Source organism: Streptomyces sp. NPDC088746 (assembly GCF_044751065.1).
GTDB lineage: Bacteria > Actinomycetota > Actinomycetes > Streptomycetales > Streptomycetaceae > Streptomyces.
In genome coordinates, this window is record NZ_JBIVLA010000002.1 from 1,270,851 (window position 1) to 1,290,906 (window position 20,056).

Genomic DNA, 20,056 nt, shown 5'->3' on the forward strand with positions numbered 1-20,056 from the left:
CTTACACCGCCGCCCGAACCGGGTTCCCGATCTCCGCCAATTCTTCCGCCCCGGAGCCCGGCCGTCCCGCCGCGCCGGCCGTCTCAGTCCCACGACCCGCGGGCACGCGGCAGCCCGGCTATCTCGGCCAGATCCCGGTCCGTGAGCACGAGTCCCGCCGCACCCGCGTTCTCCACGGCCCAGAGCTCCCGCTTGGTGCCCGGCACGGGCACCACATGGCGGCCCTGCCGCAGGACCCAGGCCAGGGCCACCTGCGCCGGAGTGGCGCCGTGCCGCTCCGCGATCCTGCGCAGCCCCGACACCACCGGCTGGTTGGCCGCCATCATCTCGCCCGTGAAGCGGGGATGCCTGGCCCGCGGGTCGTCCGGCTCGAAACCCTGGCCGGGCTTGAGCGTGCCCGTGAGATAGCCGCTGCCGAGCGGCATCGCCGCGAGCACCCCCACACCCCGGGCCGAGCACCACGGCAGCAGATCCTCCAGCGCCTGGGGCGACCACACGGAGAGCTCCGCCTGGACCGCGCTGACGGGAAAGACCTGCTGCATCCGCTCCAGCTGCCGGATGGTCCCGTCGTGCATCCGGGCCCCCGGCCCGCGCCCGGCCCGGGCCCCCACCGCGCACAGTCCGAGCGCCCGCACCTTGCCCGCCGTCACCAGGTCCGCCATCGCGCCCCAGGTCTCCTCGACCGGCACCTCGGGGTCCGCCCGGTGCAGCTGGTAGAGATCGATCACATCGGTCTGGAGCCGTCGCAGCGAGGCGTCACAGGCGCGGCGCACATAGCCCGGGCGCCCGTTGGCCACGATGTGCTGATCGCCCACCAGCAGACCGCACTTGGTGGAGAGGAAGGCCTCGGAGCGGCGGCCCTTGAGCGCCCTGCCCACGAGCAGCTCGTTGGTGAAGGGCCCGTACATGTCGGCGGTGTCGAGCAGCTGGACGCCCGCGTCCAGCGCGGCGTGCACGGTCCGCACCGAGCGGTCACCGCGCTGCTGCGACGTGCTGTACGCCCAGCTCATCGGCATACAACCCAGCCCGACCGCACCCACGGCGAGTGCCGCCGCACCGATAGTCCTGCGCTCCAACTCCCCGAACCCTCCCTCGGCCCATGATCACGGGGCCACCAGCACCCCAAAGTAACCTCTACGGCCCGGCGCCCTTCGCATAGCCTCCTGACCATGACTTCTCCCTCTGCCACCGACGTATGGCTGCCGTTTCCCGCCGATGAGATCGACGGCCTTCCCGAGGGCCTCGACTACCGTTTCTGGGACGGCGGCCGGGACTACCCGGCGGACCCCTCCGACTGCGCTTTCTACGTCGTTCCCTACATGAAGGGTTCGGAGGTCGCGGTCCGCCCGCTCAAGGGGATGAAGGCCGTGCAGGTCGTCCAGACCCTCTCCGCGGGCATCGACCACGTGGAGCCCGGGCTCGGCCTGCTGCCCGCCGGAGTGCGGCTGTGCAACGCCAAGGGTGTGCACGAGGCCTCGACGGCCGAGCTGGCACTCGCCCTGATACTCGCCTCCCTCCGGGGGTTCCCCGGCTTCGTGCACGGCCAGGACGCGGAGGAGTGGCGGTCCGGTTTCTATCCGGCGCTCGCCGACAAGTCCGTCCTCGTGGTGGGGTACGGATCGATCGGCGCGGCCATCGAGGACCGGCTCGAACCCTTCGAGTGCGCGCGGGTGGTGCGCGTCGCACGCTCCGCACGGACAACCGCGCGCGGCCCCGTACACGCGCTCGACGATCTGCCCGCTCTCCTCCCCGAGGCGGACATCGTCATCCTGTCCACCCCGCTGAACCCTTCCACACAAGGGCTGGTGGGCCCCGGATTCCTCGCCGCGATGCGTGACGGCGCACTGCTCGTGAACGTCGCGCGGGGCGCCGTCGTCGACACCGCGGCCCTGCTGCCCGAACTCGAGTCCGGGCGCCTGCGTGCCGCGCTCGACGTGACCGACCCCGAACCGCTGCCCGCCGGCCATCCTCTCTGGCATGCTCCCCACACACTGATCACCCCCCATGTAGGCGGCAGCACCTCCGCGTTCCTGCCCCGGGCCAAGCGCCTGCTGGCCGGACAGCTCACCCGGTTCGCCGCGGGAGAGCCGGTCGCCAACCTCGTACTCACCACCGGCTGACCACGCTCCGGAGCGGTCCCGGCGCTCTCCGTTCCGACAACACCGCAGGTGGTAACGGAGAGTAGAGAAGCTATGTCCCTGAGTGACGGCTCTGGTGTATCGTCCACAAGAGGGCTGCGCCGTGGAAGGACGGCGCCGGGGGGAAGCGGAACGCGAGGGGGCGACGGGCATGTTCGGCCAGCGGAGAGACGATCCGACGCGGCGTGGCGGGCAGGCGAGGCAGGCGGCGAGGGCCCCAGGGCCTGCCCTTGGAGCTTTCCGGTGAGCGCCCTCGCGGCCCTGCTCTCCAGGCGGCCGGCCCCGGGACGGGCCGCGGGGCTGCGCTCCCAGCTCGTCCTCGGTGCCGTCTGCGCCGGATACGCGGTGGGAGCCGCCCTCGGCTGGGGATCGCCCGGAGTCGCCCTGTTCATGGGTGACTTCGGCCTCTGCGCCGCCGCCCTGATCGCCGCGGTGTCCTGCTTCCTCTACGCCCGCTCCGGCGGAAGCCGGTTCAGGCCCGCCTGGCTCCTCTTCTCGCTCTCCTCGGCCATGGCCGCCGGGGGCAACGCGGTCTGGGGGTGGTACGAGGTGGTGCTGAGGCGCCCCGTGCCCACCCCCTCCGTGGCGGACCTGTTCTTCCTCTGCTTCGCGCCGCCCGCCATCGTCGGACTGCTCGTCCTGGCCAAGCGGCCCGTCACTCGGGCCGGCTGGGTCTGCCTGGTGCTGGACGCCTGGCTGATCGGCGGGTCCCTGCTGACGCTCTCCTGGAGCCTCGCGCTGGCGCACACCGCCCATGTCGCCAACGCCGCCGGCGAGAGCGTGGCCAGGGCGGCGCTCTCGCTGGCCTACCCGCTGCTCGACATCGTGCTGGTCTCCATGGTCCTCGCGCTGCACTTCCGGCGGGTCAACATGAACCGCTCCGCGGTGAACACCGCCATCGCCGGCCTCGCCCTGACCGTGCTGTGCGACGCCCTGTTCACGGCCCCGCTGCTGCGCTCCGCCTACCAGTCGGGCCAACTGCTGGACGCGGGCTGGTTCTCCGGCTCCCTGCTCCTCGCGTACGCCCCCTGGGGCGTCGGCCGGGGCCGGGACAACGCTGTCGAGGCCCCCTCCCTGGAGCCGCGAGCCGCGAGCCGCCCGATCGCGGGGTCCCTCGCCGCGCTCACGCCCTATCTGGCCGCGGCGGTCTGCACCCTCGGCATCCTGTACAACGTGGTGGAGGGCCGCAGGGTCGACCGGGTCGTGGTCCTCACCGGGTGCACGGTCGTGCTCGCGCTGGTCATCCGGCAGGCCATCATGCTCCTCGACAACATCGCGCTCACCCAGGAACTCGCCCAGAAGGAGAACCACTTCCGCTCCCTGGTGCAGGGTTCCAGCGACGTCATCATGATCGCCGAACCCAGCGGCAGGCTCCGCTACGTCAGCCCCGCGGCGGCCGGGGTCTACCTGCGCGACGCCGAGGACCTCGTCGGCGCGGAACTGTCGTCGATCATCCACCCCGACGACCTCGGGGGAGTGGTCCACGAGCTGCGGCGCTTCCTCGCCGTGCCGTCCCGGGAGGAGCCCACCACCCGGATCGAGTGCCGCTTCAGATCGGGCACGGGGGACTGGCTCCACGTCGAGTCCACCGTCAACCGCCACGAGGGCGGCCTGCTGCTCAACAGCCGCGACGTGACCGAGCGGGTCAGACTGCAGGCGCAGTTGCAGCACAACGCCGAACACGACCCGCTCACCGACCTGCCCAACCGCGCCCTCTTCACCACCCGCGTCGGCCAGGCGCTCGGAGGGCGCCGGGCCGGGGACCCGGGCACCGCCGTGCTCTTCATCGACCTCGACGGCTTCAAGGCGGTCAACGACTCCATCGGCCACCAGGCGGGCGACGAGCTCCTCGTCCAGGCCGCACGCCGACTCCAGGAGTCCGTCCGCACCTCGGACACCGCCGCTCGCCTCGGGGGCGACGAGTTCGCCGCGCTCATCGTCGGGGACGGCACCCGCGACCAGGCCGACAGGGAGTGCCAGGTCCACGAGATCGCCGACCGGCTGCGCCTCAGGCTCTCCCAGCCGTACAGGATCGGTACCGGCGAGGTCCGGGTGGCCGCCTCCATCGGAGTCGCCTTCGCCGAGCCCTCCATCACGCCCAAGGACCTCATGCGCAACGCCGACCTCGCCATGTACCGGGCGAAGGCGAGCGGCAAGGACCGGGTCGAGCTGTACGCCCCCCAGATGCAGGCGGACGTCGTCCGCCGCTCGGAGCTCGCGTCACGGCTCCGCACGGCCCTGCGCGACGGCGAGTTCGCCCTGCTCCACCAGCCCGTCGTCCACCTGGCCAGCGGCACGGTCGCGGCCGTCGCCGCCCAGGCCCGCTGGCGCTCCGCCCAGGGCATCCTGTTCACCCCCGCCGAATTCCTCCGGGTCTCCGAGGGCAGTGACCGTGCCGCCGAACTCGGCACATGGCTGCTGGAGGAGGCCGTCGAGCAGGCCGCGGACCGGTTTCGGGCCGGGCATCCGGTCTCCGTGTCGGTGCGCGTGTCGGCAGCCCGGCTCCTGGACCGAGCCCTGCCCCCGGGGTCCGTCGAGGCGCTCCTGACGCGGTACGGGCTGCCCTCCGGCGCCCTGATGATCGAAGTGGCCGACAGCGACCCGCGGATCTCCATCGACGAGCTGGAGCGGCGGCTGGTCGCGCTGCGCCGTCTCGGCGTCCGGATCGCGCTCGACGGCTTCGGCAGCGGGTACGCCGCGGTCAACGCCCTGCGCAGGCTCCCCGTCGACGTCCTGAAGCTGGACCGCTGCCTGGTGGAGGGCGTCGTCGAGTCGGCGAGGCTGCACAAGATCACCAGCGGGCTGCTGCGCATCGCCGGCGATCTCGGGATGCAGTCCGTGGCCGACGGTGTGGACGTGCCCGAGCAGGTGCGCGCCCTGCGGGCGATGGGATGCACGCACGGCCAGGGGATGGCCTTCGCCGGGCCGCTGGACGAGTACCGGCTGCGACGCACGCTGATCCGGGGGAAGTACCCCGTCCCGGGCATCGGCCCGGCCGCTCAGCCGGTGCTGGCGGGCGGTGCGCTCCCGCTCCAGGGCCGCTCACATGATGAGACTCCCGTCCCACCCACTTGACACCGTGTGTGTGCCGGAGAGAGGGTCAATGCCATGCGCACCCGAATTCTCGTACTTGGAAAGCGCGTCGGCTGAAGCAGGGTCACTCATGGACACCCTGCAGACCGCACCGGCGCGCTCCCCTCGCTTGCCTCACGGCACGAGGGGTTTTTTGTTGCACCGGGACCTTTCAAAACCCCGTAAAAACACCGCATAAACCCTCAGCTTCGAGAAGAGAATGCCGATGACCGAGCAGGCCACCGGGGCCCAGCACCCGCAGCCGCGGGCCCGTAACGGCGGACCGTCCTCCGCCACCGTTGAGCACCTCACGGGCGCGCAGTCCCTCATCCGCTCTCTCGAGGAAGTCGGCGCCGACACCGTATTCGGCCTCCCCGGCGGCTGCATCCTTCCGGCGTACGACCCGCTGATGGACTCCACCCGGGTCCGCCACATCCTGGTCCGCCACGAGCAGGGTGCCGGTCACGCGGCCACCGGTTACGCGCAGGCCACCGGCAAGGTCGGTGTCTGCATGGTCACCTCGGGTCCCGGTGCGACGAACCTGGTCACCCCGATCGCCGACGCGGCCATGGACTCGGTTCCCATGGTCGCCATCACCGGGCAGGTGGCCTCCGCGGCCATCGGCACGGACGCCTTCCAGGAAGCCGACATCTGCGGCATCACGATGCCGATCACGAAGCACAACTTCCTGGTCACCCGCGCCGAGGACATCGCCCACACGATCGCCGAGGCCTTCCACATCGCCTCCACCGGCCGTCCGGGCCCGGTCCTCGTCGACATCGCCAAGGACGCGCTGCAGTCGAAGACCACCTTCAGCTGGCCGCCGACGATGGACCTGCCGGGCTACCGCCCGGTCACCAAGCCGCACGCCAAGCAGATCCGCGAGGCCGCCAAGCTCATCACCCAGGCCAAGCGCCCGGTGCTCTACGTCGGCGGCGGCGTCATGAAGGCCGGCGCCACCGCGGAGCTGAAGGTCCTGGCAGAGCTCACCGGAGCGCCCGTCACCACCACCCTGATGGCGCTCGGCTCCTTCCCCGACAGCCACCCGCTGCACGTGGGAATGCCCGGCATGCACGGTTCGGTCACCGCCGTCACCGCGCTGCAGAAGGCCGACCTGATCGTCGCGCTCGGGGCCAGGTTCGACGACCGCGTCACCGGCAAGCTGGACAGCTTCGCCCCGTACGCCAAGATCGTCCACGCGGACATCGACCCGGCCGAGATCGGCAAGAACCGCGCCGCCGACGTCCCGATCGTCGGTGACGCCCGCGAGGTCATCGCCGACCTCGTCCAGGCGGTCCAGGCCGAGCACACCGAGGGCAACACCGGCGACTACGCCGCCTGGTGGAAGGACCTCAACCGCTGGCGCGAGACCTACCCCGTCGGCTACGACCTGCCGGAGGACGGCAGCCTCTCGCCGCAGCAGGTCATCGAGCGCATCGGCGAACTCGCCCCCGAGGGCACGATCTTCGCGGCGGGCGTCGGCCAGCACCAGATGTGGGCCTCGCACTTCATCCGGTACGAGCAGCCCGCGACCTGGCTCAACTCCGGCGGCGCCGGAACCATGGGCTACGCCGTCCCGGCCGCCATGGGAGCCAAGGCGGGCATGCCCGAGCGCGCGGTCTGGGCGATCGACGGCGACGGCTGCTTCCAGATGACCAACCAGGAACTCACCACCTGCGCGCTCAACAACATCCCGATCAAGGTCGCCATCATCAACAACGGCGCGCTCGGGATGGTCCGCCAGTGGCAGACCCTGTTCTACAACCAGCGGTACTCCAACACCGTGCTGCACTCGGGCCCGGACGCGGACGGCAACGCCGCCAAGGGCACCCGCGTCCCGGACTTCGTCAAGCTGTCCGAGGCCATGGGCTGCTACGCCATCCGCTGCGAGGACCCGGCCGACCTCGACAAGGTCATCGCCGAGGCCAACGCGATCAACGACCGCCCGGTCGTCATCGACTTCATCGTCCACGAGGACGCCATGGTGTGGCCGATGGTCGCCGCCGGCACGTCCAACGACGAGGTCATGGCAGCGCGCGGCGTCCGCCCCGACTTCGGCGACAACGAAGACGACTGAGAGACAGAGAGAGACCGACTCCATGTCCACCAAGCACACGCTCTCCGTCCTGGTCGAGAACAAGCCGGGTGTCCTCGCCCGGATCACGGCCCTGTTCTCCCGGCGCGGCTTCAACATCGACTCGCTCGCGGTCGGTACCACCGAACATCCCGACATCTCACGCATCACCATTGTCGTGAATGTCGAGGGCCTGCCCCTGGAGCAGGTGACCAAGCAGCTCAACAAGCTGGTCAACGTCCTGAAGATCGTCGAACTCGAGCCCTCCGCAGCGATCCAGCGGGAGCTCGTCCTGGTGAAGGTCCGCGCCGACAACGAGACCCGCTCCCAGATCGTCGAGATCGTCCAGCTGTTCCGCGCCAAGACCGTGGACGTCTCCCCGGAGGCCGTCACGATCGAGGCGACAGGGGGCGCCGACAAGCTGGAGGCCATGCTCAAGATGCTGGAGCAGTTCGGCATCAAGGAGCTCGTCCAGTCCGGCACCATCGCCATAGGGCGCGGCGCGCGCTCGATCACCGACCGTTCCCTGCGCGCACTCGACCGCACGGCGTGACCCCCGCACGGGTCGCTCCGCCGCTCGCATGGCGAGACCCGGCAACGTATCCGACGCACCCCGCCGTACGGTGGGACGCAACACCTGCACACCAAGGAGAAGACCCAGTGGCCGAGCTGTTCTACGACGACGATGCCGACCTGTCCATCATCCAGGGCCGTAAGGTCGCGGTCCTCGGTTACGGCAGCCAGGGGCACGCCCACGCGCTGTCGCTGCGTGACTCGGGTGTCGACGTCCGTGTCGGTCTGCACGAGGGTTCGAAGTCCAAGGCCAAGGCCGAGGAGCAGGGTCTGCGCGTGGTGACCCCGTCCGAGGCCGCCGCCGAGGCCGACGTCATCATGATCCTCGTCCCGGACCCGATCCAGGCCCAGGTCTACGAGGAGTCCGTCAAGGACAACCTCAAGGACGGCGACGCGCTGTTCTTCGGCCACGGCCTGAACATCCGCTTCGACTTCATCAAGCCGCCGGCCAACGTCGACGTCTGCATGGTCGCCCCGAAGGGCCCGGGCCACCTCGTCCGCCGCCAGTACGAGGAAGGCCGCGGCGTCCCGTGCATCGTGGCCGTCGAGCAGAACCCCACGGGCAAGGGCCTGGAGCTCGCCCTCTCCTACGCGAAGGGGATCGGCGGCACCCGTGCCGGCGTCATCAAGACGACCTTCACCGAGGAGACCGAGACCGACCTGTTCGGTGAGCAGGCCGTCCTCTGCGGTGGCACCGCCGCCCTGGTCAAGGCCGGCTTCGAGACGCTGACCGAGGCCGGTTACCAGCCGGAGATCGCGTACTTCGAGTGCCTCCACGAGCTGAAGCTCATCGTCGACCTCATGTACGAGGGCGGCCTGGAGAAGATGCGCTGGTCCATCTCGGAGACCGCCGAGTGGGGCGACTACGTCACTGGCCCGCGCATCATCACGGACGCCACCAAGGCCGAGATGAAGAAGGTCCTGGCCGAGATCCAGGACGGCACCTTCGCCAAGGCGTGGATGGCCGAGTACCACAACGGTCTGCCCAAGTACAACGAGTACAAGAAGGCCGACAGCGAGTCCCTGCTGGAGACCACCGGCAAGGAGCTCCGCAAGCTCATGAGCTGGGTCGACAACGAGGACGCCTGAGTTCTCGCCGGAGGGCAGGTCCACAAAGGACCTGCCCTCCGGCGCACGGCCGGCCTCACACCCCGTGTCACTGCGGGGAGAGGTGGGTGGCAGGAGACGGCACCGTACGTCTGTACAGACCGTCCACCCCGTGCGGGTGATCCTTCCACCGGGGCGCAGTGTGTGCCCGGCCGCATGACTACACTCTCAACAACACATACACGCGTCAGGGCCCACAGTGTCGTGCGTCTTCCACGCGGCTAGCCCCTCCACCGCCTGCGGCCGTCGGGACGGCCGTCCGCACTGGACTTGTGAGGACACACGTGAGCTCGAAACCTGTCGTACTCATCGCCGAAGAGCTGTCGCCCGCCACGGTCGACGCTCTGGGTCCGGATTTCGAGATCCGGCACTGCAACGGCGCGGACCGCGCCGAACTCCTCCCCGCGATCGCCGACGTCGACGCGATCCTGGTGCGCTCCGCCACCAAGGTCGACGCCGAGGCCATCGCCGCCGCGAAGCAGCTGAAGGTCGTCGCCCGCGCGGGTGTCGGTCTGGACAACGTGGACGTCTCCTCGGCCACCAAGGCCGGCGTGATGGTCGTCAACGCGCCGACGTCCAACATCGTCACCGCCGCCGAGCTCGCCTGCGGTCTGCTCGTCGCCACCGCGCGCAACATCCCGCAGGCCAACACCGCCCTGAAGAACGGCGAGTGGAAGCGGTCCAAGTACACGGGCGTCGAGCTCAGCGAGAAGACCCTCGGCGTCGTCGGCCTCGGCCGCATCGGCGTCCTGGTCGCGCAGCGCATGTCGGCCTTCGGCATGAAGATCGTCGCGTACGACCCCTACGTGCAGCCCGCGCGCGCCGCGCAGATGGGCGTCAAGCTCCTCACGCTGGACGAGCTGCTGGAGGTCTCCGACTTCATCACGGTGCACCTCCCCAAGACCCCCGAGACGCTCGGCCTGATCGGCGACGACGCGCTGCACAAGGTCAAGCCCTCGGTGCGCATCGTCAACGCCGCGCGCGGCGGCATCGTCGACGAGGAGGCGCTCGCCTCCGCCCTCAAGGAGGGCCGGGTCGCCGGCGCCGGTCTGGACGTGTACACCAAGGAGCCCTGCACGGACTCCCCGCTCTTCCAGTTCGACCAGGTCGTCTGCACCCCGCACCTCGGCGCCTCCACCGACGAGGCCCAGGAGAAGGCCGGCATCGCGGTCGCCAAGTCCGTCCGCCTGGCGCTCGCCGGTGAGCTCGTGCCCGACGCGGTCAACGTCCAGGGCGGCGTCATCGCCGAGGACGTGCGTCCCGGCCTGCCGCTCGCCGAGAAGCTCGGCCGGATCTTCACCGCGCTCGCGGGCGAGGTCGCGGCCCGCCTCGACGTCGAGGTGTACGGCGAGATCACCCAGCACGACGTGAAGGTGCTGGAACTCTCCGCGCTCAAGGGCGTCTTCGAGGACGTCGTCGACGAGACCGTCAGCTACGTCAACGCCCCGCTCTTCGCGCAGGAGCGCGGTGTGGAGGTCCGCCTCACCACCAGCTCCGAGTCGCCGGACCACCGCAACGTGGTGACGGTCCGCGGCACCCTGTCGAACGGCGAGGAGGTCGCGGTCTCCGGCACGCTGGCCGGCCCCAAGCACCTCCAGAAGATCGTCGCCATCGGCGAGCACGACGTCGACCTGGCGCTCGCCGACCACATGGTCGTCCTGCGCTACGAGGACCGTCCCGGCGTCGTCGGCGCGGTCGGCAAGATCCTCGGTGAGGCCGGGCTGAACATCGCCGGCATGCAGGTCTCCCGGCAGGACGCGGGCGGCGAGGCGCTGGTCGTCCTCACGGTCGACGACACCATCCCGCAGTCGGTCCTCAACGAGATCGCCGAGGAGATCGGCGCGACCTCGGCCCGCTCGGTGAACCTCACCGACTGACCGGTTCTCCGCACGTACGACCGCGCCCGGCGGACAGACTTCGCTCTGTCCGCCGGGCGCGGTCGTTCTCACGGCCGGGACTCAGAGCCGGGCCCGCTTCAGCGCCATGTGCAGCAGCAGCCGGTCCTCGCCGTCGTTCAGGTCGAGGCCGGTCAGCTGCTGGACCCGGGCGAGCCGGTAGTAGAGCGTCTGGCGGTGGATCCCCAGCTCCGTGGCCGTCCGGCTCGCCTGGCCCGCCAGGTCGAGGAACACCTCGGCGGTGCGCGCCAGCTCCGCGTGGGGCGGGGTCAGCAGGGGGCGGACGGCCCGGTCCGGCGCGGTGTCCGGGGTGGGGGGCAGGGCGGTCAGGAGCCGGTAGGGGCCGATGGACGACCAGTCGGCGACCGGGCCGAAGCGGGATTCCGCCGCGGCGGCGCGGGCTGCGGACAGGGCCTCGTGCCAGGAGTCCGCCAGCTCCGTCAGACCCCGGCGGGCGGCGGCGAGGCCCGCGGTCGCGGCGGGCCCGGCGGTGGTGCGCAGCCGCTCCGCGGCCGTCGTCGCCGGGTCGAGCGCCTCGGGGGAGCGCAGCCGGACCAGGGCGGCCAGGGCATGGCCGCCGGCCCAGGGCGCCGGGGCGAGGGCCGCCGCCGACGGCACCGTACGCACGGACGGGGTCTCGCCGGGCCACGGGATCACGCAGACCACCGTGTGCAGCCCGTCCGCGTCGGCTCCCAGGGCTTCGTGCAGGGCGGCCACCGCCATGTCGCGCTGCCAGCCGCGCCCCGCGACCAGCACCGCGCCGAACTCCCGCGACAGATCCGCGCCCGCCCGCTCCTCGTCGGCGAGCAGGGCCCCGATCCGGGACGCCACGTCCATCGCGGCGGCCAGCTGCCCGTCCGTCGGCCCCGGGTCGGCGTCCAGCAGCCACACGTAGCCCAGGACGACACCCCTGTGGCGTACCGGAAGGCAGATGCGGTCCCGGAACACCCCGGCCTCCGGGGCGGCCGGGATGCGGACCGGGCCCGTCGCACGGGTGATGCCGAAGCCCTCGAACCAGGCGCGGACCGCGGGGGTGGAGCGCCGGGTGAGGATCGAGCGCGTACGGACAGGGTCCATGGCCGTGTCGTCGTCGCTGTCGTGGGCACCGAAGGCGACCAGGCCGAAATCGCGGTTCTCCAGCGTCGCGGGGGCGCTGAGCAGCGCGGAGATCTCGTCGACCAGCTCCTGGTAATCGCCCTTCACCCCGCCATTCTCGCACCCCTTCAGACATATGTCTGAGATCCAGTACACGGATGCGTGACAGCTGTCGATGGCAGGCGGGTGCACGGGTCCCTAGATTTCACAGTGGTTCTCCGTGCCGTCCCGGTCTGTTCACATGCGTACCGGTCCGGCCTCGTTCGTACTCCGTGGAGGTGCCCCGTGCTGGGTCCCGTGATTCTCGCCGCGTCACGCAGCGACAAGATGCGTCGTTTCATCTCGGCCGCGCCGGGCACCAAGCAGGTCGTCGACCGCTTCATCGCCGGTGAGGGCGTCGACCAGGTCGTCCCCGTCATCGAGGACGCGGCCTCCAAGGGCCTCGAGGTCACCCTGGACGTCGTGGGTGAGGACATCACCACCCCCGAGCAGGCGGCCGCCGCGCGCGACGCCTACCTGGAGCTCATCGGCCGCCTGAAGGAGCTCGGCCTCGGCACCCGGGCCGAGATGTCCGTCAAGCTCTCGATGTTCGGCCAGGCGCTGGAGGGTGGTCACGAGCTGGCCCTCGCCAACGTCCGCCCCGTCGTCGAGGCCGCCGCCGCGATCGGCACCACGGTCACGCTGGACGCCGAGGACCACACCACCCTCGACTCGATGTTCGCCATCCACGAGGAGCTGCGGAAGGACTTCCCGCAGACCGGCTGCGTGATCCAGTCCTACCTGTTCCGCACCGAGGCCGACGCCCGCCGCCTCGCCGCCGCGGGCAGCCGGGTCCGCCTGGTGAAGGGCGCCTACAAGGAGCCCGCCTCCGTCGCGTACCAGAGCAAGCCGGAGATCGACAAGGCGTACGTCCGCATCCTGAAGACGCTGATGCTGGGCGAGGGCTACCCGATGATCGGCTCGCACGATCCCCGTCTCATCGCCATCGGCCAGGAGCTCGCACGCCAGGCCGGGCGCAAACTGGACGAGTACGAGTTCCAGATGCTGTACGGCATCCGCAGCGACGAGCACATCCGGCTCGCGGCCGAGGGCCACCGCATGCGCGTCTACACGGCGTACGGCACCGACTGGTACGGATACTTCATGCGCCGCCTCGCGGAGAAGCCGGCCAACCTGCTCTTCTTCGCCCGCTCCGTCGTCACCAAGGGCTGACCTGCCCGGCCGACCACCCACCTCAACCAAGGAGACAAGGCACTCATGGACGCTGTCACCCAGGTCCCCGCGCCGGTCAACGAGCCGGTCCACTCCTACGCCCCCGGCACCGCCGAGCGAGCCCGCCTGGAGGCGAAGCTCAAGGAGCTCGCCGAGAACCCCATCGACCTGCCGATGACCATCGGCGGCGAGAAGCGCATGGGCGGCGGCGAGCGCTTCGACGTCGTGCAGCCGCACAACCACAAGGCCGTCATCGGTACCGCCGCCCAGGCGACCGAGACAGACGCCCAGGACGCCGTCGACGCGGCCCTCGCCGCCGCTCCGGCCTGGCGCGCCATGTCCTTCGACGACCGCGCGGCCATCATCCTGCGCGCCGCCGAGCTGCTGTCCGGCCCCTGGCGCGAGACGCTGGCCGCCTCCACGATGCTCGGCCAGGGCAAGACCGCGCAGCAGGCCGAGATCGACTGCCCCTGCGAGCTCGTCGACTTCTGGCGCTTCAACGTGCACTACGCGCGCCAGATCCTCGCCGAGCAGCCGCCGGCGAACTCCCCCGGCGTGTGGAACCGCATGGACCACCGCCCGCTCGAGGGCTTCGTCTACGCGATCACGCCGTTCAACTTCTCGGCCATCGCGGCCAACCTGCCCACCGCGCCCGCCCTCATGGGCAACGTCGTGGTGTGGAAGCCGTCCCCGACGCAGACCCACGCCGCCGTGCTGCTGATGCAGCTCCTGGAGGAGGCCGGGCTGCCCAAGGGCGTCATCAACCTGGTCACCGGCGACGGCATCGCCGTCTCCGAGGTGGCGCTGAACCACCGCGACCTGGCCGGTGTCCACTTCACCGGCTCGACCCCCACCTTCCAGCACCTGTGGAAGACGGTCGGCAACAACATCGCCAACTACCGCACCTACCCGCGGCTCGTCGGCGAGACCGGCGGCAAGGACTTCGTCGTCGCGCACCCGAGCGCCGACCGCGCCGTCCTGAAGACCGCGCTGACCCGCGGCTCCTTCGAGTACCAGGGCCAGAAGTGCTCCGCCTCCTCGCGCGCCTACGTCCCGGCCTCCATCTGGAACTCCGGTTTCAAGGAGGAGTTCGCGGCCGAGGTCGACTCCATCACCATGGGTGACGTCACCGACCTGTCGCACTTCATGGGTGCCGTCATCGACGCGCGGTCTTTCGCGAAGAACAAGGCCGCCATCGACCGCGCCGCGGCCGACCCGACGTGCACGATCGTCGCCGGCGGCACGTACGACGACTCCGTCGGCTACTTCGTCCGCCCGACGGTCATCGTCTGCGACGACCCGGCCAACGAGGTCTTCACCACCGAGTACTTCGGCCCGATCCTCGCCGTGCACGTCTACGAGGACGAGAAGTACGACGCCATGCTGGAGCAGATGGAGTCGGTCTCCGACTACGCGCTGACCGGTGCGGTCATCTCCAACGACCGCGCGGCCGCCGCGTACACGATGGACAAGCTCCGCTACGCCGCGGGCAACTTCTACATCAACGACAAGTCGACCGGTGCCGTCGTCGGCCAGCAGCCCTTCGGCGGCGGCCGTGGCTCGGGCACCAACGACAAGGCGGGCGCCCCGCAGAACCTGCAGCGCTGGACGCTGACCCGCGCCATCAAGGAGACGCTGGTTCCGCCGACCGACTACACCTACCCCCACCAGGGCTGACGGCCCTGCGGGGCGCCCCCTTCCGGCGCCCCGCCCCGTACTCCGCCTCCCGACCGGCTCCCCCCGCCGGCCGGGAGGCGGTTTCCATGTCCGCCCGGGCCCTCGGAGGGCGGACTCAGCCCTTCACGGTGAAGCCGGCCCGCAGGAGGGCGTCGTCGGACGAGGACGGACCGACGAGCAGCTCGAAGGCGCCGGGCTCGACGACGCGCCGGCCGGCGGCGTCCACGAGGGTGCACTCGGCGACAGGCACCTCCAGCAGCACCTCGCGCTCCTCGCCCGGGGCCAGCGTCACCTGCCGGTAGGCCTTGAGCTCCTTCTCGGCCCAGGTCACGGACGTCACCGTGTCGCTGACGTACGCCTGCACGGTCTCCAGGGCAGGACGCGCACCCGTGTTGCGCAGGGTGACGCGGGCCCGCAGCGTGTCGCTCTCCCCGACGCTCGCCGTGAGCACCTCCAGACCGGAGTACGCGACGGTCGTGTAGCTCAGGCCCTCGCCGAACACGAAGGCCGGACGCTGGGTGAGATCGGCGTACCGGGAGCCGTGCTGCCCGCGGATCTGGTTGTAGTACGTCGGCTGCTGCCCCGCGTGCCGGGCGAAGGAGACGGGCAGCCGGCCCGACGGCTCGACGAGGCCCAGCAGGACCTCCGCCACCGCACGGCCGCCCTGCATGCCCGGGTTGAAGGCGTGCAGGATCGCCGCCGCGCCCAGCGCGGACGGCGGCAGCACCAGGGGCTTCGAGCTGATGACCACGACGACCAACGGCTTGCCGGTCGCGGCGAGCGCGTCGAGCAGCGCCACCTGGTCGCCGACGAGTTCCAGGGTCGCGGTCGAGCGCCCCTCGCCGACCAGCTCGATGCGGTCGCCCACCACGGCGACGACGTGGTCGGCGGCCTCGGCGGCGGCGACGGCCTCGGCGATCAGGGTCTCGGAGGGCTCCGCGGGCACGACGACGTCCGGGCGGGGCTGCCCGTCCGGGAAGAACGCGCCCTCCGGGTCGGGGCCCACGGAGAGGATCTCGGCGCCTCGCGCGTACGTGACGTGCCAGCTGTCCGGGACGTGCTCGCGGAAGCCGTCGAGCACCGTACGGATCATGGCGCGCGGGTGGCCGTCCGGCATCCAGTCCGTCTGCCCGGAGGAGCCCGCCCAGTCGCCCAACTGGGTCTGCGCGTCGTCCGCGTTGGGGCCGATGACGGCGACCGTACGCGGCGCGGAGCCCGCTCCGGCGACGGCGCGTCCGTCCTTGCCCGCCGTGAGTCCGCCGGCCAGCGGGAGGGTGCCGTCGTTGGTGAGCAGGACCAGCGACCGGCGGGCGGACTCCAGGTTCAGCACGGTGTGCCCGGCGCCTCCGATGACGGCGGCCTGCCGGGCGGCGTCGGGGTGGCGGGGGTTCTCGAAGAGGCCGAGCTCGAACTTCAGGGTCAGGACACGCCGTACCGCCGCGTCGATCTCCGCCTCGTCCAGGGTGCCCAGGGCGACCGCGGTCTGCGCGCCCTCGAAGAACTGAGGGGTGGCCATCACCATGTCGTTGCCCGCCCGGACCGCCGCCGCGGCGGCCTGGGCGTGTTCGGCGTAGATCTTCTGCTCCCACACCATGCGGCCGACGTTGTCCCAGTCGGTGACCAGCGTGCCGGTGTAGCCCCACTCGCCGCGCAGCACCTCGTTGAGCAGCCAGTCGTTGACGGTGATCGGCACCCCGTCCATGGACTGGTAGCCGAGCATGAACGTACGGCACCCCTCGCGGGCGACCCGCTCGAACGGCGGCAGGAACCAGGAGCGGAGCTTGCGCCGGGAGATGTCGGCCTCGCTCGCGTCACGGCCGCCCTGGGTCTCGGAGTAGCCCGCGAAGTGCTTGGCGCAGGCCAGCACCGCTGTCGGGTCGTCCAGGCCCTCGCCCTGGTAGCCGCGGACCATGGCCGAGGCCAGCTCGCCGATGAGGAAGGGGTCCTCGCCGAAGGTCTCGCTGACCCGGCCCCAGCGCAGGTCCCTCGTGATGCAGAGCACCGGGGAGAACGTCCAGTGGACGCCCGTCGCCGAGACCTCGACGGCGGTGGCCCTCGCGACGCGCTCCACGAGCTCCGGGTCCCAGGTCGCGGCCAGACCGAGCTGCGTGGGGTAGATCGTGGCCCCCTCCCAGAAGGAGTGGCCGTGGATGCAGTCCTCCGCGACGAGCAGCGGGATGCGCAGCCGGGTCCGCCCGGTCAGCTCTGCCGCTTCGAGGACATGTGCGGGCGAGGCGTGGACGAGTGAGCCCGCGTGCAGGTCCTCGATGAGGTGGCGTACCCCGTTCTTGGCGTTCAGCTGGAGCATCTGACCGGTCTTCTCGGCCAGGGTCATGCGGCCGAGGAGGTCGCCGACCCGCTCGGCGACGGGGAGAGCGGGGTCGAGATAGGGCAGGGAGGAGGCCACCGGGGGGTCCTTTCGCGACATGGTTCGCCTTCACCATAGAGTCAATACCGACCACCTGGTAAGTATCTCCGGGGCCCAATCTCCGGGGGCCGGACCTCCGGGCGGTTGAATGGGTGTCCGATGGACCGAAGTGCCGGCCTGACCGAGGGCCGGCGGACCGGGAGAGTGGCGAGTGTCGGCCGAAGCACCGCGCGGCTACGCGAAGGGCCGCGCCAAGCGGCGCGAGATCCTCGATCAGGCCATGTCCCTGTTCGGTGAGGCCGGTTACCGGGGTGCGTCGCTGCGGGTGATCGCGACCCGCTGCGGCATCTCGCACACCGGCCTGCTGCATCACTTCCCGACCAAGGAGGCGCTGCTGCTCGCCGTGCTGGAACACCGCGACGACGTGGACGACGCATGGCTCTCGCTCGGCGGCACCACCGGCGTCGAAAGGCTGCGGCGCTTCGCCGAGCTGGCCGCGCTGAACTCCGAGCGGCGCGGGATCGTCGAACTCTTCTCTGTGGTCTCCACCGAGGCGACGGCCGCCGACCACCCCGCCCACCGTTATTTCGTGCGCCGCTACGAGAACTCGGTCGCGGGCGCACAGCTCACCTACGGACAGGTTCGCCAGGAAGGCGCGTTGCGGGCCGGTATCGCCCCGGACGCGGCGGGCCGGCAGCTGATCGCGCTGATGGACGGGCTCCAGGTGCAGTGGCTGCTCAGCGACTGCACCACGGACATGGCGGGCGTCCTGCGCGCGCACATCGAGGCGCAGCTCACCGTGGCTCTCTGAGGACGTGTCAGCCGGGGCTGGAGCGGCCGTGCGGGACTCCCCTGCGGCCCCGGTGCAGGAGCGGCCGGACGGCGCAGTCGCCGCCTTGACCGCGGCGAGTGGTCCAGGGCGAGCCGGGGGACAGGGCCCGGACACGCAGGCGTACATCCGGCGCTCGGGAGCGCCGATGTCGTCCCGGTGCTCGGGTGCGCCGCCCAGGGCGGTGACCTCGCAGCTGCCGCAGACGCCTTCGCGGCACCCGGACGGGAGGGGTGTCCGGCATGGGCGAGGGCGTCCGGCAGGGACTCGTCGGCCGGCACGGCGACGGTGTCCCCGCACCGGACGCAGACCGCGGCGACGTCCGGGGCTGACGTCCGGGGGCTGACGCCCGGTCCACCCGTACGTGGTGCCGCGCCCGCTGGTCACGACGAATTCCCTGTCCGGACGGTGGGGATCCACCGCCGCCGTCTCAGATAGTAGGAAGTCCGAGTATCTGTAGAGACAGATGGCCCGAGCTGTCCTAGCTTTGTAGGAGCCGAACGAATCGCTGATCCAGCGACCGGCGTGTGTGAGCGTGCCCCGAGCAGGCAACCCCTGCGGCAGCTCCCCGCCCTGCCGGCGCCTCGAAATCCCGATCTCGATATCCGTCGTGCGAAGTCCCGATCTCGAAATCCACGCGATCTCAAGGAGTCGATCCCTCATGGCCGAGACCACTGTCCGCCGCGTCCGCCACAGCTCCCGCTCCGCCGAGTCGGAGCGCAAGAACGCCGCCGCCGCCCTGCAGCGCGCCCTCGACCGCCGGGACAACGGCGGGTCGACCGGCCACTGAGGTCCCGGTCCCGCCCCATGGCGCCCGTCCCCCCGCCGGGGACACGCGGTGTCCGCATCGTGGACGTCGAATGTCATGGGGTGGGACGGAAGCTAGGGTGCCTGTATGTCTCGCAGCATCGATCTCGCAGTGATCCCCGGCGACGGTATCGGCCAGGAGGTCGTCACCCAGGGCCTCAAGGTTCTCAACGCTGTTCTCCCGCAGGATGTGAAGCTGGAGACCAAGGAGTACGACCTCGGCGCCCAGCGATGGCACCGCACCGGTGAGACCCTTCCCGACGCGGAGCTCGAAGCCCTCAAGGGCCACGACGCCATCCTGCTCGGCGCCATCGGTGACCCGTCCGTGCCGTCCGGCGTGCTGGAACGCGGTCTGCTGCTGAAGCTGCGCTTCGCCTTCGACCACTTCATCAACCTGCGGCCGTCGAAGCTCTTCCCGAACACGGCCACCCCGCTGGCCGGCCGCCCCGAGATCGACTTCGTCGTCGTCCGCGAGGGGACCGAGGGCCCGTACACGGGCAACGGCGGTTCCCTGCGCACGGGCACGGAGCACGAGGTCGCCACCGAGGTCAGCGTCAACACCGCCTACGGCGTCGAGCGCGTCGTGCGGGACGCCTTCGCGCGTGCCGCGGCCCGCCCGCGCAAGAAGCTGACGCTGGTCCACAAGAACAACGTCCTCGTGCACGCCGGCCACCTGTGGAAGAACACCTTCGACAAGGTCGCGGCCGAGTTCCCCGAGGTCACCACCGACTACCTGCACGTCGACGCCGCGACGATCTTCTTCGTCACCCAGCCGGAGCGCTTCGACGTCATCGTCACCGACAACCTCTTCGGTGACATCCTCACCGACCTGGCCGCAGCCGTGACCGGCGGCATCGGCCTGGCCGCGTCCGGCAACATCAACCCGACGGGTGCCTTCCCGTCCATGTTCGAGCCGGTGCACGGCACCGCGCCCGACATCGCGGGCCAGGGCAAGGCCGACCCGACGGCCACGATCCTCTCCGTCGCCCTCCTGCTGCGCCACCTCGGCTACGAGGCCGAGGCCGTGCGCATCGAGGAGGCCGTCTCCGCCGACCTCGCGGAGCGTGACGGGAAGAGCGCACGTACCACCGACGAGATCGGCGACGCGCTCGCGGTACGCGTAGCGAGCTGACCCGACGCCTCCACTTCGAAGCCGCCGGGTCGCAATCGCACCCGGCGGCTTCTTCTCGCGGTCTCCGGGTGCCACCA

14 protein-coding genes and 1 pseudogene are annotated in these 20,056 nt (G+C 70.9%); 11 read left to right on the forward strand and 4 right to left on the reverse strand.

Annotated features, from left to right (window positions below; translation table 11 throughout):
- Positions 1 to 83: 83 nt before the first annotated feature.
- On the reverse strand, positions 84 to 1,040 hold the full coding sequence (locus ACIP63_RS13310) for an aldo/keto reductase (protein WP_401515118.1): 957 nt from the start codon (positions 1,038 to 1,040) through the stop codon (positions 84 to 86).
- 129 nt (positions 1,041 to 1,169) lie between these two features.
- On the opposite strand from ACIP63_RS13310, the gene ACIP63_RS13315 reads away from it, so the two are divergent.
- From ACIP63_RS13315 to serA, 6 genes are all read left to right on the forward strand, one after another.
- Positions 1,170 to 2,120: a 2-hydroxyacid dehydrogenase gene (locus ACIP63_RS13315; RefSeq protein ID WP_401514562.1), complete on the forward strand. Its 951-nt coding sequence runs from the start codon at positions 1,170 to 1,172 to the stop codon at positions 2,118 to 2,120.
- 261 nt (positions 2,121 to 2,381) lie between these two features.
- Positions 2,382 to 5,213, forward strand: coding sequence for a putative bifunctional diguanylate cyclase/phosphodiesterase (locus ACIP63_RS13320; protein ID WP_401514565.1), 2,832 nt, complete (start codon positions 2,382 to 2,384; stop codon positions 5,211 to 5,213).
- 217 nt (positions 5,214 to 5,430) lie between these two features.
- Positions 5,431 to 7,287: an acetolactate synthase large subunit gene (locus tag ACIP63_RS13325; protein WP_401514568.1), complete on the forward strand. Its 1,857-nt coding sequence runs from the start codon at positions 5,431 to 5,433 to the stop codon at positions 7,285 to 7,287.
- Positions 7,288 to 7,309: 22 nt separating this feature from the next.
- The gene (ilvN, locus tag ACIP63_RS13330; protein WP_104789338.1) at positions 7,310 to 7,837 is read left to right on the forward strand and encodes an acetolactate synthase small subunit; all 528 of its coding nucleotides are present in this window, start codon (positions 7,310 to 7,312) and stop codon (positions 7,835 to 7,837) included.
- Between the two features lie 107 nt (positions 7,838 to 7,944).
- Positions 7,945 to 8,946, forward strand: coding sequence for a ketol-acid reductoisomerase (gene ilvC / locus ACIP63_RS13335; RefSeq protein ID WP_389193933.1), 1,002 nt, complete (start codon positions 7,945 to 7,947; stop codon positions 8,944 to 8,946).
- 302 nt (positions 8,947 to 9,248) lie between these two features.
- Positions 9,249 to 10,841, forward strand: coding sequence for a phosphoglycerate dehydrogenase (gene serA, locus ACIP63_RS13340; RefSeq protein ID WP_401514571.1), 1,593 nt, complete (start codon positions 9,249 to 9,251; stop codon positions 10,839 to 10,841).
- Positions 10,842 to 10,922: 81 nt separating this feature from the next.
- Here serA and ACIP63_RS13345 read toward each other — a convergent pair whose 3' ends face one another.
- A complete protein-coding gene (locus tag ACIP63_RS13345; RefSeq protein WP_401514574.1) occupies positions 10,923 to 12,062 on the reverse strand; it encodes a PucR family transcriptional regulator in 1,140 nt (379 codons plus the stop codon).
- Positions 12,063 to 12,239: 177 nt separating this feature from the next.
- On the opposite strand from ACIP63_RS13345, the gene ACIP63_RS13350 reads away from it, so the two are divergent.
- On the forward strand, positions 12,240 to 13,166 hold the full coding sequence (locus ACIP63_RS13350) for a proline dehydrogenase family protein (RefSeq protein WP_401514577.1): 927 nt from the start codon (positions 12,240 to 12,242) through the stop codon (positions 13,164 to 13,166).
- Between the two features lie 45 nt (positions 13,167 to 13,211).
- Positions 13,212 to 14,843, forward strand: a complete 1,632-nt coding sequence (pruA, locus tag ACIP63_RS13355) for an L-glutamate gamma-semialdehyde dehydrogenase (protein WP_401514579.1) — start codon at positions 13,212 to 13,214, stop codon at positions 14,841 to 14,843.
- Between the two features lie 115 nt (positions 14,844 to 14,958).
- Here the strand turns inward: pruA and ACIP63_RS13360 are convergent, their stop codons facing one another.
- On the reverse strand, positions 14,959 to 17,271 hold the full coding sequence (locus tag ACIP63_RS13360; RefSeq protein WP_401514582.1) for a glycoside hydrolase family 3 N-terminal domain-containing protein: 2,313 nt from the start codon (positions 17,269 to 17,271) through the stop codon (positions 14,959 to 14,961).
- Positions 17,272 to 17,422: 151 nt separating this feature from the next.
- Between ACIP63_RS13360 and ACIP63_RS13365 the strand changes: the two genes are divergently transcribed.
- Positions 17,423 to 18,022 (forward strand): TetR/AcrR family transcriptional regulator, encoded by a 600-nt coding sequence (locus ACIP63_RS13365; protein ID WP_401514585.1) that lies wholly within the window; start codon positions 17,423 to 17,425, stop codon positions 18,020 to 18,022.
- A gap of 129 nt (positions 18,023 to 18,151) precedes the next feature.
- On the opposite strand, the pseudogene ACIP63_RS13370 reads toward ACIP63_RS13365, so the two are convergent.
- A pseudogene (locus ACIP63_RS13370) lies at positions 18,152 to 18,360 on the reverse strand (2Fe-2S iron-sulfur cluster-binding protein); the annotation flags it as partial.
- A 341-nt stretch (positions 18,361 to 18,701) separates the two neighbouring features.
- On the opposite strand from ACIP63_RS13370, the gene ACIP63_RS13375 reads away from it, so the two are divergent.
- Positions 18,702 to 18,830, forward strand: coding sequence for a hypothetical protein (locus tag ACIP63_RS13375; RefSeq protein ID WP_262346853.1), 129 nt, complete (start codon positions 18,702 to 18,704; stop codon positions 18,828 to 18,830).
- Positions 18,831 to 18,935: 105 nt separating this feature from the next.
- Entirely contained in the window at positions 18,936 to 19,979 is a 1,044-nt protein-coding gene (locus ACIP63_RS13380) for a 3-isopropylmalate dehydrogenase (RefSeq protein ID WP_401514587.1), read from the forward strand.
- Positions 19,980 to 20,056 lie beyond the last annotated feature (77 nt).